Consider the following 14,410-nt stretch of genomic DNA (forward strand, 5'->3'; position numbering starts at 1 on the left):
GCGGAATTGTTCGGCCTTCCTACATCATTCTGATAGGAAATGATAGAAACTATCTTTGTGATGTTGAGTCTATCATGCGTCGGCGCTATTTTTACGCCTGAAGCTAATGGAGGTAAGGCATTCGTCTTGGCGGGTGCCTTTGCCCTGGGAGGCAACCATGTCCACAACGCCGTCCCGGCGTGACTACAGCCTGATCGGCCGCGACGCCCAGCTCGCCGTCGAGACAGGCCTGTCGGCGGCCGAATGGTATCACACCGAGATTCCGCGCAAGCAGATGAAGGAGCTGATGCAGCGCTCCGACGGGCCGGCGATACGCGATACGCTGATCTGGCTCGCCGCGCTGGTCGTCAGTGGCGCCGGCGGCGCCTGGTTCTGGGGCACCTGGTGGTGCGTGCCATTCTTCTTCGTCTACGGCGTCCTCTATGGCTCTTCCACCGATTCACGCTGGCACGAATGCGGCCACGGCACGGCGTTCCGGACGCAGTGGATGAATGATGCGGTCTACCAGGTCGCCTGCTTCATGATCATGCGCAATCCGGTGACCTGGCGCTGGAGCCACACGCGCCATCACACCGACACCATCATCGTCGGCCGTGACCCGGAAATCTCCGTCATGCGGCCGCCGGACCTGGTTCGCGCCGCCCTCGGCTTCGTCGGCGTGCTCGACGCCTGGCATGCGATGAGCGACATGCTGCGCAATGTCGCCGGCAACATCAGTGCGGCGGAAAAAACCTTCATTCCCGAGCAGGAGCAGCCAGAGGCGATCCGCATTGCCCGCATATGGACGGCGATCTATGCCGCGACGATCGCGCTGGCGCTGTATTCAGGTTCGTTCCTGCCGCTGATGCTGGTCGGACTGCCCCGTCTCTATGGCGCCTGGCATCACGTCATGGTCGGTTTGCTGCAGCATGGCGGGCTGGCCGACAACGTCACCGACCATCGGCTCAACAGCCGCACCGTCTACATGAACCCGATCAGCCGTTTCATCTACTGGAACATGAACTACCATATCGAGCATCACATGTTTCCGATGGTGCCCTATCATGCGCTGCCGAAGCTGCATGAGCTGATCAAGCACGACCTGCCGGCGCCGACCCCGTCGATCCTGGCCGGTTACCGCGAGATGATTCCTGCCTTCCTGCGCCAGCTGCGCAACGAGGACTATTTCCTCAAGCGCGAATTGCCGCCGACCGCGAGGCCATACCGCGAGGAATTCCACGACGATGCCGTCGCCGCCGCGGCGGAATGATCTGGCTATCCGATTTTCCAGGAGAGGACTGAATGAGCGACTGGGTCGAGGCCTGTGCCGCCGGCGATATCGACGAAGAGGACGTGAGGCGCTTCGATCATGGCGGCCGCACCTTCGCCATCTATCGCAGCCCCGACGACGAATACTTTGCCACCGACGGCCTTTGCACGCATGAGAAGGTGCATCTCGCCGACGGGCTGGTGATGGACGACATCATCGAATGCCCCAAGCACAATGGCCGCTTCAACTACAAGACGGGTGACGCCCGCGGCGCGCCGGTCTGCGTCAACCTCAGGACCTATCCGGTCAGGGTCGGCGCTGGCAAAGTCCTGGTTCGGATCGGATGATGGCGATGGCGCGCGGGATGGTGATTGTCGGGGCCGGCGAATGCGGTGGGCGGGCTGCGCTCACGCTGCGCGATCTCGGCTATGCCGGACCGGTGACGTTGGTCGGTGATGAACCGCATCTGCCCTACGAGCGCCCGCCGCTGTCCAAGGACGCGATGGTCAGCGATGCGCCAGAAATCAGGGCGATCGCCAGCGACGAGGTGCTGGCCGAGAAATCGATCCGGCATATCCATTCCGTCCAGGCCGTGGCGATCGATCGCGAGGCGCATGATGTGTGCCTGTCGGACGGCTCGGTTCTGCCTTACGACAAACTCTTGCTGGCCACCGGCTCGACGCCGCGCAAACTGCCGATGCCGGGACTAGGTCGCCGCTGCGTCTATCTTCGCACTTTTGCCGATGCACTGGCCATTCGCGCCTATCTGCGCGCTGGCAGGCGTGTCGCCATCGTCGGCGGCGGCTTCATCGGCCTTGAGCTCGCCGCCGCTGCCCGCAAGCTCGGCGCGGCGGTGACGGTCATCGAGGCGCAGCCGCGCATCCTGATGCGCGGCGTGCCGTCCGAGATCGCCGAGATCATCCATGATGCGCATGTCGCCGAGGGCGTCGATATCCTGTGCGGCGACGGCATTGCTTCCATCTCCGACGACGGCAACGAGGTGCGCGTGACGCTTGCCGGTGGACGAGAAATCGTCGCCGATCTCGCCATCATCGGCATCGGCGCCGTGCCGGCGACCGGGCTTGCGGCCGAAGCCGGCCTGGCGATCGACAATGGCATCGCTGTCGATGCCGAGCTGCGCAGCAGCGATCCCGATATCTTTGCCGCCGGCGATTGCTGCTCGTTCCCGCTCGCCGTCTATGGCGGCCGCCGGGTGCGGCTGGAAGCCTGGCGCAACGCCCAGGAGCAGGGCGCGCTGGCGGCCAGAAACATGCTGGGCGCCGGCGAGGCGCATGCGGCGGTGCCGTGGTTCTGGTCGGATCAGTATGGCCTGAGCCTGCAGATATCAGGACTTTCCGACGAAGGGCGCAGCATCGTGCGCCGCGATATCGGCGACGGCGCCTTCATCCTCTTCCACCTCGCCGAGGACGGCAGGCTGGTGGCGGCCAGCGGCATCGGCCCCGGCAACGCGGTCGCCCGCGACATCAGGCTGGCCGAGATGCTGATCGCCAAGCGGGCGAAGCCGGCGCCGGAAGCGCTCGGTTCGCAGGCCATCAAGCTGAAGTCATTGCTGGCGGCGTGAGCTCATACGGGAGCCCTAGAACAGCGCCCTCAGCTCCGGCAGCTTGTCGTTGACCAGCCAGCCATAATAGTTCTCTTCCGGCAGCTTTTGAGGCTCGCCGGCGGCGCGGCGCTTGTCGTTCTCCGCTTTCAGGGCATAAGCGCGCTGCTCCGGATTGCCGACATTGTAGAGCGTGGCGGTCAGCCCCGGATTGGCCGAAATGTCGAAGCCGGCGATGCTCTTGTAGGCGTCGATCGATTTCCTGATCGTCGCGGCGACGTAAGGCAGCGTCAGGTCGGGATCCATGATGGTCTTGTAGACGGAATTGGGGTCGGCGACGTCGAGTTTGGGCAGGCCTGAAACCTTGTGCACGAGATCGCTCATTTGCAGGGCGGTCAGCGGGTTGAGCTGGCCGAGGCCGAAGGTCTGGCCGGCATAATAGGGCTGGAAGAAGGTGGCGCCGAAACGATCGTCGGGAAAGCTCTCCCCGCCAACGCTCTTGCCGCGGAACGAATGGTTCCACACCTGCTCGCGGCATTCCCACAGATCGTAGCTGTCGGACATCCCGGCGCATTTCTTGAATTCCGGCCGCTGCACGAAATCGGTGATGTCCTCGCCGTCATAGGCGAAGGACAGCTTGCTCGACAGATAGGAGATCGCCTTGACGTAGTAGGTCTGCAGCCGGTCATAGGCGTCGACATTGTAGGTGTGCTCACCGACAATGGCGCCGACGATGTGCAGGGGATCGATGCCGTAGGCGGCGGCGGCCTTCTTGATCTTGCCGCGCAGGTCTGCGTCGTTCTGCAGCAGGGCGTAGACCTTGCGGTACTTCGCCTGGAAGGTGGTGTTGGTCGCCTGCGTGCGCCGGCTCGAAGCGCCGGGAATGTCAGGCTGCTCGGCATTGCGGTTTCCCGCCGGCACCAATGTTGCTGCGTCGGCGGCGAACAGCGTCGCCGCCAGCGTCAAGCCGAGAATGACCAGGATCAGTTTTTTCATGCGCCGCCGCCTAGAGAATTGCCGCGCAAACTAGGTAAAGCTCTTGGTCGAGTCGAGAGCGTCCCTTCACCCGGCAAGACGAAAGGTGGCCGGATGGTACCATCTGGCCACACATGATTGAGCTGCCGGAACGCGTTGCCTGAACCGGCGCCGGTACAGCCCGGCGCCGTTCTTTAAAGGATAAATCGCGACAAATCTGTGTTTCGCGAGAGGTCGCCGACATGCTTTTCCACATAGGCGGCGTCGATTGTCACCGCGGTGCCGTTGCGATCCGGCGCGTCGTAGGAGATTTCATCCAGCACCCGCTCCATCACCGTCTGCAGTCGCCTTGCGCCGATGTTCTCGACGCTGGCATTGAGGTCGACGGCGATGCCGGCCAGTGAATCGATGGCGTCGTCGGTGAAGGACAGCTCGACACCCTCGGTCTTCATCAGCGCGATATACTGCTTGATCAGGCTCGCCTCGGTCTCGGTCAGGATGCGGACGAAATCGTCCTTCTCCAGCGCGCGCAGCTCGACGCGGATCGGCAAGCGGCCTTGCAACTCCGGCAACAGGTCGGACGGCTTCGAGACATGGAATGCGCCGGAGGCGATGAACAGGATATGGTCGGTCTTCACCGGTCCATACTTGGTTGCCACCGTGGTGCCTTCGACCAGCGGCAGCAGGTCGCGCTGCACGCCTTCGCGTGACGGGCCGCCCGAAATGTCTGATCTGGCCGCGATCTTGTCGATCTCGTCGAGGAAGACGATGCCGTCATTCTCGGTGGCGTCGAGCGCCAGTCGCACCACTTCGTCCTGGTCGAGCAGCTTGTCGGACTCGTCGCCGACCAGCAGCCCGTAGGACTCCTTGACCGTCGTCTTGCGCGTCTTGGTCTTCTTGCCGCCCATCGCCTTCGACAGCATGTCGTTGATGTTCAGCACGCCGATGTTGGCGCCCGGCATGCCGGGGATCTCGAAGCCGGGCATGCCGCCATTGCCGGTGTCGGCAACCTCGATCTCGATTTCCTTGTCGTCGAGCTCGCCGTCGCGCAGCTTCTTGCGGAAGCTGTCGCGGGTGGCGGGGCTCGCCGTCTTGCCGACGAGCGCTTCCAGCACGCGTTCCTCGGCGTTGATGTGGGCCCGTGCCTTGACGTCCTCGCGCATCTTCTCGCGCACCAGCCCGATGGCGATCTCGACCAGGTCGCGGATGATCTGCTCGACGTCACGGCCAACATAGCCGACTTCGGTGAACTTGGTCGCCTCCACCTTGACGAACGGCGCACCGGCGAGACGCGCCAGGCGGCGCGAAATCTCGGTCTTGCCGACGCCGGTCGGCCCGATCATCAGGATGTTCTTCGGCATCACCTCTTCGCGCATCTGGCCTTCCAGCTGCTGGCGGCGCCAGCGGTTGCGCAAGGCGATGGCCACGGCGCGCTTGGCGTCCTTCTGGCCGATGATGAAGCGGTCGAGTTCCGAAACGATTTCACGGGGAGAGAATGTGCTCATATCACTAAATTCCACTTTGCCACTGCTTGATGGCCTCGAACGGATGCAGCAGCATGATCACGTTGAGTGTCAGATTGTCCCGGATGAGATAGCCGGTTCCGAGTTCGAAGAGGATGGCGAGGCTGACGATCACCCATATAGGTAGCCTTCGCGCCATCACAAATCCCAGCACCATGGCCAGTGTGTCCGACACCGAATTGATGATGCTGTCGCCGTAATAATCGAGCGAGATGGTGCCGGCGCGGTAGCGTTCGATGATGAACGGGCTGTTTTCGAGCAGCTCCCAGCCACCCTCGACGAGGACGGCAAATGCCAGCCTCAGCCCGATCGGCGACCGCGGGAACAGATATCTCGCCAGCGCGTAGAACAGGAAGCCGTGGATGATGTGCGAGAACGTGTACCAGTCCGAAATGTGCTGGGAGTTCTCGGAACTGTTCACCACGCCGTGCCACAGCTTGACGTAGCCGCAGGTGCAGATCGGTGGGTGGCCCATCAGGTAGAGCGTGACGGCCTGGACAATGACCAGGCCGAGCACGATCAGAAGTCCCATTCGCCAGCTGTTCTCGTAGGCCGAGAGGTCTTTGTCCTCGCCGGATACGGATGCGTTCATGCTCTATTGCCCCTCTTCCGCGTCGCTCGCTTCGGCGTCGATCGCCATCAGCACGACGTCACCATAGACTGATTGCCGCCGATCAATGGCCTGGAACCCAGCCTTTTCATAAGCGCGGATGGCTCGACCGTTGGTGGGATCGGGGTCGATGATGACGCGCGGAACGCCTTCCTCGAACAGGTGTTCGACGAACTGGCGCACGATTGCCGAACCATGGCCGATGCCGACCAGCTCCGGCCGGCCGATCGACAGGTCGATGCCGAGCGTGCCGAACGGTTGGTCGGCATAGGGGTGTTCGTCTTCCAGATGCGGATCGTAGCTCTGCAGGTAGGCGATCGGCTTGCCGTCGAGCTCCACGATCAGCGGCTCGACGGAAATCGAGTCGATATGTTCGCGAATCTCGGCGATTTCCGTCTCGGGATCGTTCCACCATTTCGCGACATGCGGCTCGGCGAGCCAGCCTGCGATCATCGGCAGGTCTTTCTCGGTCACCGGCCGAAAATCGTACCTATCTTCTTGTTCAACCATGATCTTTTCCGAAAACCGGTTTCCACTTTTCGGGACCATGGCTGGCGGCCGGGTTAGCCGGCATCGAGCGTTTCGACGACGAAATTGTTGTTGGTGTAGACGCAGATGTCGGATGCGATCTGCATCGCCTTGCGGGCGATCTCCTCGGCGTCCTTGTCGGTGTCCATCAGCGCGCGTGCTGCGGCCAGCGCGTAATTGCCGCCCGAACCAATGGCCATGACGCCATATTCGGGTTCGAGCACATCACCGGTGCCGGTCAGCGCCAGCGAGATCGACTTGTCGGCAACCAGCATCATCGCTTCCAGCCGGCGCAGATAGCGGTCGGTGCGCCAGTCCTTGGCGAGCTCGACGCAGGCGCGCGTCAACTGGTCGGGAAATTGTTCGAGCTTGGCTTCGAGCCGTTCCAGAAGCGTGAAGGCGTCGGCGGTGGCGCCGGCGAAACCGGCAATCACATTGCCGCCCTTGCCGATGCGGCGCACCTTGCGTGCATTGCCTTTCATGATGGTCTGGCCAAGGCTGACCTGGCCGTCGCCGGCGATCACCACCTTGTTGCCCTTGCGCACCGTCACGATGGTCGTGGCGTGCATGGTCAGTTCATTCGACATTCCTGGCTCCGATTCGCGCGATCCCAAAAGGCGATTGGCGCGGTACGAGTAACATTGATCGGCCATATGTATGCATGGGGCAAACGATTGCAAATCGCCTCTCCGGCAAGGCCGATACCTTTCCGCATGGCAACTGGCAATCGCCGGATCATGCTGATAGAAGGCTCTCGTTTTCAAGCCTGCGAGCGCTTGGAGCCCGTGAAGCGGTCACGATGTGAACCTCTGGGACAAGGATAGAGTGATGGCGCCCCGTTCCGCCGAAGCAAGCCGCAAGACCAAGGAAACCGACATCTCCGTGTCGGTCCATGTCGACGGTTCGGGCAAGTCGGACATCGCCACGGGCGTCGGCTTCTTCGACCATATGCTGGACCAGCTCTCGCGCCATTCGCTGATCGACATGACGGTCAGAGCCAAGGGCGACCTGCATATCGACGACCACCACACGGTCGAGGATACCGGCATCGCGCTCGGCCAGGCGCTGGCCAAGGCGCTCGGCGAGCGGCGCGGCATCATGCGCTACGCCTCGATCGACCTTGCCATGGACGAGACCCTGACGCGCGCCGCGATCGACGTGTCCGGCCGCCCGTTCCTGGTCTGGAACGTGTCGTTCTCGTCGCCGAAGATCGGCACCTTCGACACCGAGCTGGTGCGTGAATTCTTCCAGGCGCTGGCACAGAATGCCGGCATCACGCTGCATGTCACCAATCACTATGGCGCCAACAATCATCATATCGCCGAGACCTGCTTCAAGGCGGTGGCGCGCGCGCTGCGCGCCGCTCTGGAACGCGACCCGCGCCAGCCGGACGCGGTTCCCTCCACCAAGGGATCGTTGAAGGGATAGCGTCATGGCCACCTATGTCGTCATGGAACCGCCCGGCCGCAGTGAAAAGGTCGACGCAACGGCCTTTGTCCGCGATGGCTTCACCTGGCTCGGTTTCCTGGTGCCGCCACTATGGCTTGCCTGGCAACGGCTGTGGGTCGAAGCAGCGCTCGCCTTCGTCGTCATGGGCCTGCTTTCGATGCTGGGCGAAAAGCTCGGTCTTGGGCTGGCCGGTTCACTGCTGTCCCTGCTGGTTTCGCTGTATGTCGGGCTGGAAGGACAGGGGCTGCGCATCGCGGCGCTTCGCCGCCGCGGCTGGCACGAATGGGGCGTGGTCGAGGCCGGTTGGCTCAATGATGCCGATATTCGCTATGCGCTGGAAGCCGATGCGCTTGCCGGTGAGGTTGCGCCGCCGCCGCGCATGGTCCCGGACGCCGCCCGCGCGCGCCCGGCGCAGCCGGGAATGGCCCTGGGGCTGACCCACATTCCGGGACGAAGCTGACATGCGGGTTGCGATCATCGACTATGGTTCGGGCAATCTGCGCTCGGCCACCAAGGCTTTCGAGCGCGCCGCTCGTGAAGCCGGCATTGCCGCCGACATCGATCTGACCGCCGATGCCGAACGGGTGCGCACCGCCGACCGCATCGTGTTGCCCGGCGTCGGCGCCTATGCCGACTGCGCCGCCGGACTGCGTGCCGTCGCCGGCATGTGGGAAGCGGTCGAGGAAGTCGCTATCGGCAAGGGCCGGCCCTTTCTCGGCATCTGCGTCGGCATGCAGCTGATGTCCGAACGGGGCCTGGAAAAGACGGTTACCAACGGTTTTGGCTGGATCGCCGGCGACGTCAAGGAGATCACGCCGGCCGATCCGTCCCTGAAGATCCCGCAGATCGGCTGGAACACGATCGAGCTCAAGCGCCAGCATCCGCTGTTTTCCGGCATTCCCACCGGGACCAGCGGATTGCACGCCTATTTCGTCCATTCCTATCATCTCGATGCGCGCAAACCCGAGGAGGTCCTGGCGGTTGCCGACTATGGCGGACCGGTGACGGCCGCCGTCGCCCGCGACAATCTGGTCGGCACGCAGTTCCATCCGGAAAAAAGCCAGGCGCTGGGCCTGGCGCTGATCACCAATTTCCTGCGCTGGAGGCCCTGAAGAATATGAGCAAGAAGGGCTACTGGATGGCGATGATCGATGTCCGCGATCCGGAGGTGTACAAGCAGTACATCGAGGCAAATGCCGTTGCCTTCGCGAAGTACGGCGCGAAATTCCCGGTGCGGGCCGGTCGCTATGAGAATCCGGAAGGACCGACCGGAAACCGCCACGTGCTGGTTGAGTTCGACTCCTACGACAAGGCGGGTCGAATGCTATCATTCGCCGGAATATCAGCAGGCCTCGAAGTTCCGGCTTGCCGCATCGACTGGCCATTTCGTCATCGTTGAAGGCGCCTGAACGGATGATCCTTTTCCCCGCCATCGATCTCAAGGACGGCCAATGCGTGCGCCTGAAGCACGGCGACATGGCGACCGCGACGATCTACAATGACGATCCGGCGGCCCAGGCGCTGGCCTTCGAAAAACAGGGCTTCGAATGGCTGCACGTCGTCGACCTCAACGGCGCGTTCCAGGGCCAGAGCGTCAACAGCGCGGCGGTCGGCGCCATCCTCAAGGCAACGAAGAACCCGGTGCAGCTCGGCGGCGGCATCCGCACGCTGGAGCAGATCGAGGACTGGCTCGATCGCGGGCTCGCCCGCGTCATCCTCGGCACGGTGGCGGTGCGCGATCCCGACCTGGTCAAACAGGCCTGCAAGGCTTTTCCGGGGAAGGTGGCCGTCGGTATCGACGCCAAGGGTGGCAAGGTCGCTGTCGAGGGCTGGGCCGAGGCGTCCAGCCTCGGCGTCATCGAACTGGCGAAGAAATTCGAGGGCGCCGGCGTCGCCGCCATCATCTACACCGACATCGACCGCGACGGCGTGCTGACCGGCATCAACTGGGACGCCACGATCGACCTCGCCGATGCCGTGTCGATCCCCGTTATCGCCTCCGGCGGCCTTGCCTCGATCGCAGACATCGTGCGCATGACCATGCCCGACGCAAAAAAGCTCGAAGGCGCGATCTCGGGACGTGCGCTCTATGACGGCCGCATCGATCCGGCCGAGGCGCTGGCAATCCTGCAGGGCAGGCCGGCGATGGAGACGCGGCCGTGAAGCTCTCCATCATCCTGGCATCCTATGACAGCGGTCACTATCATGGCGGCATGGGCCAAGGTCCGGACGCGCTGATATCGGGCGGTCTCGTCGACGCCCTGACCATGGCCGGTCACGACGTCGCGGTCGAGGACATCGGCAAAGTCGGCGACGACCAGGAGCGCGAGATCGTCACCGGCTTCGCCGTCTGCAACGCCGTTGCGACCAAGGTTCGCCTTGCCCGTGACACCGGCCGATTTCCCATCATTCTTGCCGGAAATTGCCTGACCAGTGCCGGTGCGGTCGCCGGCGAGGGCGCCGATGCGATCATCTGGGCCGACCAGCATGGCGACCTCAACACACCCGAGACATCCATATACGGCTTCCTCGACGGCATGGCGCTGGCGACGGTACTTGGCCTGTGCTGGCGGCCGATGGCAGCCGCCATTCCCGGCTTCAAGCCGATCGACCCGGCACGCTGCGTGCTCGTCAACGCCCGCGACCTCGATCCGGCGGAAAAGCAGCTTCTCCAGACATTGCCGGTCATTCGGACGGAATGTCCAGGAGTGGCCCAGGCAACCGAAAAGCTGAAAGCCGCCGGCGCCAAACGCGTGCACATGCATCTCGACCTTGACGTGCACGACCCGGAGGAACTGCAGGCCAACCGCTATGTCGGTCCAGGCGGGCCCAGCCCCGAACAGTTGCGCGACGCGGCTTGTGCCATGGCGCTTGCGGTGCCGGTCGTCGGCATCACCATATCAGCCTACGATCCGGCCTTCGACGCGCAAGCGGATGTTCCGCCGCGGGTCGGTCAGTTGCTCAACGATCTCATCGCCACGATAGAGGCAAGGTGATGCTGAAAGCCCGTGTCATCCCCTGTCTCGACGTCAAGAACGGCCGTGTCGTAAAGGGCGTCAACTTCGTCGATCTCATCGACGCCGGCGATCCGGTCGAGGCGGCCAAGGCCTATGACGCGGCCGGTGCCGACGAACTCTGCTTTCTCGACATCACCGCGTCATCCGACAATCGCGAGACCATCTTCGACGTCGTCGCCCGCACCGCCGAACAATGCTTCATGCCGCTGACCGTCGGCGGCGGCGTGCGCCAGGTCGCCGATATCAGGAAGCTGCTGCTGGCCGGGGCCGACAAGGTGTCGATCAATACTGCGGCGGTTAAAAACCCGGATTTCGTCGCCGAGGCGGCCGACAAGTTCGGCAATCAGTGCATCGTCGTCGCCATCGACGCCAAGAAAGTGTCAGGCGCCGGCGAGGCCGACCGTTGGGAGATCTTCACCCATGGCGGTCGTGAGAAGACCGGCATCGATGCGGTTGAATTCGCTCAGCTTATGGTCGATCGCGGCGCCGGCGAGATCCTGTTGACGTCGATGGATCGTGACGGCACCAAGGCCGGCTATGACATCGCGCTCACCCGTGCGGTCGCGGATGCGGTGCGCGCGCCGGTCATCGCTTCGGGCGGCGTCGGCACGCTCGATCACCTGGTCGAAGGCATTCGCGACGGTCATGCCGGCGCAGTCCTGGCGGCTTCCATCTTCCATTTCGGCACCTACACCATAGCGCAGGCCAAGGCCCATATGGCCGCCGCAGGGCTGCCGATGCGGCTGGACTCCCCCGGCAATCGGCCGTAAAGCATGATCCCGGAAAATGGGAACCGATTTTCGGAAAAGATCATGCTTAAACAAGCAGATAGATGACGCCAATGACCGAGTTTTCATTGTCCGATCTGGAAAAAATCGTCGGGGAACGCGCCCATTCCGGTGACCCGGACTCGTGGACGGCGAAACTGTTCGCGCGCGGCATCGACAAGGCGGCGCAGAAGCTCGGCGAAGAGGCGGTCGAGACGGTGATTGCCGCCGTCAAGGGCGACAGACAGGCCCTCGTTTCGGAAAGCGCCGATCTTATATATCATTGGCTCGTCGTTCTCGGCCTCTCGGAGGTTCCGCTGAGCGACGTGCTCAAGGAGCTCGAAAGCCGCACCGCGCGTTCGGGCATCGCCGAGAAGGCATCACGGCCCAAGGGCTGACCGCGAGGGAGGGCAGGTATCTCGATGGATCAGCTCGCGCCAACCGAGAAATATTCACCCTTCCGTTTTTTCACCGCCGAGCAATGGTCGCAATTCCGCGCCGACACGCCGCTGACGCTGAGCGCCGATGAATTCCGCCGTCTGCGTTCGCTCAACGACCCAATCGACCTCGAAGAGGTCAAGCGCATCTACCTGTCGCTGTCGCGGCTTTTGTCGGCGCATGTCGAAGCGAGCCAGCTGCTGTTCAGGCAACGCCAAGCCTTCTTCAATGCGCAGGACATCGTCAAGACGCCGTTCATCATCGGCATTGCCGGTTCCGTCGCGGTCGGCAAATCGACCACGGCGCGCGTGCTGAAGGAGCTGTTGGCGCGCTGGCCCTCGAGCCCCAAGGTCGATCTCATCACCACCGATGGCTTTCTGCTGCCCAACGAGGTCCTGCGCCGCGAAAACCTGATGGAACGCAAGGGCTTTCCCGATAGCTACGATGTCGGGGCGCTGCTGCGTTTCCTCTCCGGCATCAAGTCGGCGCTGCCCAATGTCCGCGCGCCGGTCTATTCGCATCTCACCTATGACGTCATTCCCGGCGAGTTCGTCACCATCGACCGGCCCGACATCCTGATTTTCGAAGGCATCAATGTCCTGCAGCCGGGCAAGCTGCCGCAGGACGGCAAGATCGTGCCCTTCCTGTCCGACTTTTTCGACTTTGCCATCTACATCGATGCCGACGAGAAGCTGATCCACCAGTGGTACATCTCGCGCTTCATGCGGCTGCGCGAGACCGCCTTCCGCAATCCGGACTCTTTCTTCCACCGCTATTCGCAGCTCTCGGAGGATTCGGCCCGGGCCATCGCCGAAGGCCTGTGGACCAACATCAATCTGAAGAACTTGCGCGAGAACATCCTGCCGACGCGGGCCCGCGCCGACCTCATCCTGCGCAAGGGCGCCGACCATCTGGTCGAGGAAGTGGCGCTACGCAAGCTATAGCGGCCGGCGTTCAGCCATCAGGTTGGAACGCCCTCAACGGCTGGCTGCTGGAAACCCAGTGACACCAGCTGTTCTGGATCCACGACCTTGCCAGCCTTGATGGCGCCCGGGCGTAGAACGGCTTATGCGGGAGAGGGGTCGTCTTCCTCCGGCTTTGTCACTCGCCGCAGCGTCAGATTGATCCTGCCGCCATTCTTGAGCAGCGCCGAGGTCGAGGAGTAGATGCGGTCGACGCCGTGAAAGCACAGCCGCCCTTCGCCGCCGAGCACCACGACGTCACCGCTTTGCAGCCTGAACGACTTCGTGGCGCCGTCACGCGTCGTCTGGCCGACCCGGAACAGGCAATCATCGCCCAGTGAGACGGAAACCACCGGGGCCGAAAAATCGGCCTCGTCACGGTCCTGATGCAGGCCCATTTTTGTGTCCTGCGTGTAGAAATTGATCAGGCACGCTTCCGGTGGCTTGGGGTAGCCCGAGACCTGCCGCCACAGCTCGAGCAGCGCCTCCGGGATTGGTGGCCATGGTGAGCCGGTCACCGGGTGCGTCGGCTGGTAGCGGTAGCCGCGTTCCTTATCGGTGACCCAGCCGAGCGGGCCGCAATTGGTCATGCGCACGCTCATCTCCTTGCCGGTGCGCGGCATGGCCGGCACGAACAGGGGTGCTGCCTGCACGATGCTTCTCACATCCTCGACCAGCGCTTCCTGTACCGCGCGCGACAGGTAACCGGGCATGTGGCGGACACCTTTGGGCAGGACGAGCATGGCTTCGGTCAATCAATCCGTTTGATGTGGCGACAAGCGAGATTGCCACGAGGACCCGCAAAGGACGACCCGAAAGCCGCGCTTGCCGCCCTGAAAGGAAATAGCAGCGGCCGCACTCAGTCGTCGCCGACCCGGCCGCGCAGCTTTTTCACGGTCGAGCGACCGGCCTTGCTCTTCAGCCGCCTCTCCACCGAGCCCTTCGATGGCCTCGTCTTCTTGCGTGGCGGCGGCGGCGGTTCGGCGGCCTTGGCGACCAGCGCAGTAAGCCGTGCCCGGGCGTCCGCCCGGTTCTGCTCCTGCGTGCGGAAGCGGCCCGCTTCGATGACGATGACACCGTCCTTGGTGGCGCGCTGGCCGGCCAGCTTGATCGTCCGCTCGCGCACGCGCTCCGACAGACCCGTTGCGTTGGCCGCGTCGAAGCGCAGCTGCACGGCCGTCGCCACCTTGTTGACGTTCTGGCCGCCCGGCCCGGACGAGCGGATGAAGTCCTCGTGCAAGTCGCCCGGGTGGATCACCGCGTCGTCGGCAATGATGATGTTGTCGTCGCTCGCCATGCCGCAGTCATGGCGCGGCGGATCAAAAAAGAAA

Annotated in this window: 19 protein-coding genes and 1 pseudogene; 13 read left to right on the forward strand and 7 right to left on the reverse strand. The window is 63.3% G+C overall.

The genetic code is table 11. The features are described from left to right. The first annotated feature begins 157 nt into the window (after nt 1–157). Genes NR193_RS20205 through NR193_RS20215 form a run of 3 tightly spaced genes read left to right on the forward strand, consistent with a single transcriptional unit; the run spans nt 158 to nt 2,831 of the window. Complete coding sequence (locus tag NR193_RS20205; RefSeq protein WP_256752533.1) at nt 158–1,249, forward strand: fatty acid desaturase family protein; 1,092 nt, start codon at nt 158–160, stop codon at nt 1,247–1,249. Between the two features lie 32 nt (nt 1,250–1,281). Then, a complete protein-coding gene (locus NR193_RS20210; RefSeq protein WP_256752534.1) occupies nt 1,282–1,596 on the forward strand; it encodes a MocE family 2Fe-2S type ferredoxin in 315 nt (104 codons plus the stop codon). Beyond that, nucleotides 1,593–2,831, forward strand: coding sequence for an NAD(P)/FAD-dependent oxidoreductase (locus NR193_RS20215; RefSeq protein WP_375162719.1), 1,239 nt, complete (start codon nt 1,593–1,595; stop codon nt 2,829–2,831). Before NR193_RS20210 ends, NR193_RS20215 begins: the two co-directional genes overlap by 4 nt. Before the next feature lie 15 nt (nt 2,832–2,846). Here NR193_RS20215 and NR193_RS20220 read toward each other — a convergent pair whose 3' ends face one another. From NR193_RS20220 to hslV, 5 genes are all read right to left on the reverse strand, one after another. Continuing rightward, entirely contained in the window at nt 2,847–3,806 is a 960-nt protein-coding gene (locus NR193_RS20220) for a DUF1402 family protein (RefSeq protein WP_256752536.1), read from the reverse strand. A 173-nt stretch (nt 3,807–3,979) separates the two neighbouring features. Further along, nucleotides 3,980–5,290: an ATP-dependent protease ATPase subunit HslU gene (hslU, locus tag NR193_RS20225; protein WP_091584160.1), complete on the reverse strand. Its 1,311-nt coding sequence runs from the start codon at nt 5,288–5,290 to the stop codon at nt 3,980–3,982. A gap of 4 nt (nt 5,291–5,294) precedes the next feature. Further along, nucleotides 5,295–5,840 (reverse strand): DUF2585 domain-containing protein, encoded by a 546-nt coding sequence (locus tag NR193_RS20230; RefSeq protein ID WP_375162721.1) that lies wholly within the window; start codon nt 5,838–5,840, stop codon nt 5,295–5,297. A gap of 63 nt (nt 5,841–5,903) precedes the next feature. After that, a complete protein-coding gene (locus NR193_RS20235; protein ID WP_256752538.1) occupies nt 5,904–6,428 on the reverse strand; it encodes a GNAT family N-acetyltransferase in 525 nt (174 codons plus the stop codon). Between the two features lie 53 nt (nt 6,429–6,481). Continuing rightward, a complete protein-coding gene (gene hslV, locus NR193_RS20240) occupies nt 6,482–7,033 on the reverse strand; it encodes an ATP-dependent protease subunit HslV (RefSeq protein ID WP_256752539.1) in 552 nt (183 codons plus the stop codon). A gap of 241 nt (nt 7,034–7,274) precedes the next feature. Between hslV and hisB the strand changes: the two genes are divergently transcribed. The 10 genes and pseudogenes from hisB (at nt 7,275) to coaA (ending at nt 13,061) form a co-directional block, all read left to right on the forward strand. Beyond that, the gene (gene hisB / locus NR193_RS20245) at nt 7,275–7,874 is read left to right on the forward strand and encodes an imidazoleglycerol-phosphate dehydratase HisB (RefSeq protein WP_091584171.1); all 600 of its coding nucleotides are present in this window, start codon (nt 7,275–7,277) and stop codon (nt 7,872–7,874) included. Nucleotides 7,875–7,878: 4 nt separating this feature from the next. Continuing rightward, on the forward strand, nt 7,879–8,355 hold the full coding sequence (locus tag NR193_RS20250) for a DUF2628 domain-containing protein (protein WP_256752540.1): 477 nt from the start codon (nt 7,879–7,881) through the stop codon (nt 8,353–8,355). Between the two features lies 1 nt (nt 8,356). Beyond that, nucleotides 8,357–9,007 carry an imidazole glycerol phosphate synthase subunit HisH gene (hisH, locus tag NR193_RS20255; protein ID WP_256752541.1) on the forward strand — a complete coding sequence of 217 codons (651 nt, stop codon included), beginning with the start codon at nt 8,357–8,359 and terminating at the stop codon, nt 9,005–9,007. Between the two features lie 32 nt (nt 9,008–9,039). Further along, nucleotides 9,040–9,150, forward strand: a pseudogene (locus NR193_RS33475) (DUF1330 domain-containing protein); the annotation flags it as partial. Then, complete coding sequence (locus NR193_RS33480; protein WP_306280312.1) at nt 9,143–9,304, forward strand: DUF1330 domain-containing protein; 162 nt, start codon at nt 9,143–9,145, stop codon at nt 9,302–9,304. The pseudogene NR193_RS33475 and the gene NR193_RS33480, both read left to right, overlap by 8 nt. 4 nt (nt 9,305–9,308) lie before the next feature. Further along, nucleotides 9,309–10,058, forward strand: coding sequence for a 1-(5-phosphoribosyl)-5-[(5-phosphoribosylamino)methylideneamino]imidazole-4-carboxamide isomerase (gene hisA / locus NR193_RS20265; protein WP_256752542.1), 750 nt, complete (start codon nt 9,309–9,311; stop codon nt 10,056–10,058). Beyond that, nucleotides 10,055–10,891: an arginase family protein gene (locus NR193_RS20270; RefSeq protein ID WP_256752543.1), complete on the forward strand. Its 837-nt coding sequence runs from the start codon at nt 10,055–10,057 to the stop codon at nt 10,889–10,891. The genes hisA and NR193_RS20270 overlap by 4 nt, the downstream gene beginning before the upstream one ends. Then, entirely contained in the window at nt 10,888–11,682 is a 795-nt protein-coding gene (hisF, locus tag NR193_RS20275) for an imidazole glycerol phosphate synthase subunit HisF (protein WP_256752544.1), read from the forward strand. Before NR193_RS20270 ends, hisF begins: the two co-directional genes overlap by 4 nt. A 71-nt stretch (nt 11,683–11,753) precedes the next feature. Continuing rightward, nucleotides 11,754–12,077 (forward strand): phosphoribosyl-ATP diphosphatase, encoded by a 324-nt coding sequence (locus NR193_RS20280; protein ID WP_256752545.1) that lies wholly within the window; start codon nt 11,754–11,756, stop codon nt 12,075–12,077. A 24-nt stretch (nt 12,078–12,101) separates the two neighbouring features. After that, entirely contained in the window at nt 12,102–13,061 is a 960-nt protein-coding gene (coaA, locus tag NR193_RS20285) for a type I pantothenate kinase (RefSeq protein ID WP_256752546.1), read from the forward strand. A 122-nt stretch (nt 13,062–13,183) separates the two neighbouring features. Here coaA and NR193_RS20290 read toward each other — a convergent pair whose 3' ends face one another. Continuing rightward, nucleotides 13,184–13,822: an alpha-ketoglutarate-dependent dioxygenase AlkB gene (locus NR193_RS20290; RefSeq protein ID WP_256752568.1), complete on the reverse strand. Its 639-nt coding sequence runs from the start codon at nt 13,820–13,822 to the stop codon at nt 13,184–13,186. Nucleotides 13,823–13,938: 116 nt separating this feature from the next. Then, nucleotides 13,939–14,376: an alternative ribosome rescue aminoacyl-tRNA hydrolase ArfB gene (arfB, locus tag NR193_RS20295; RefSeq protein WP_256752547.1), complete on the reverse strand. Its 438-nt coding sequence runs from the start codon at nt 14,374–14,376 to the stop codon at nt 13,939–13,941. Nucleotides 14,377–14,410: the final 34 nt, after the last annotated feature.

The sequence above is a fragment of the Mesorhizobium sp. Mes31 genome (assembly GCF_024519675.1).
Lineage (GTDB): Bacteria > Pseudomonadota > Alphaproteobacteria > Rhizobiales > Rhizobiaceae > Mesorhizobium.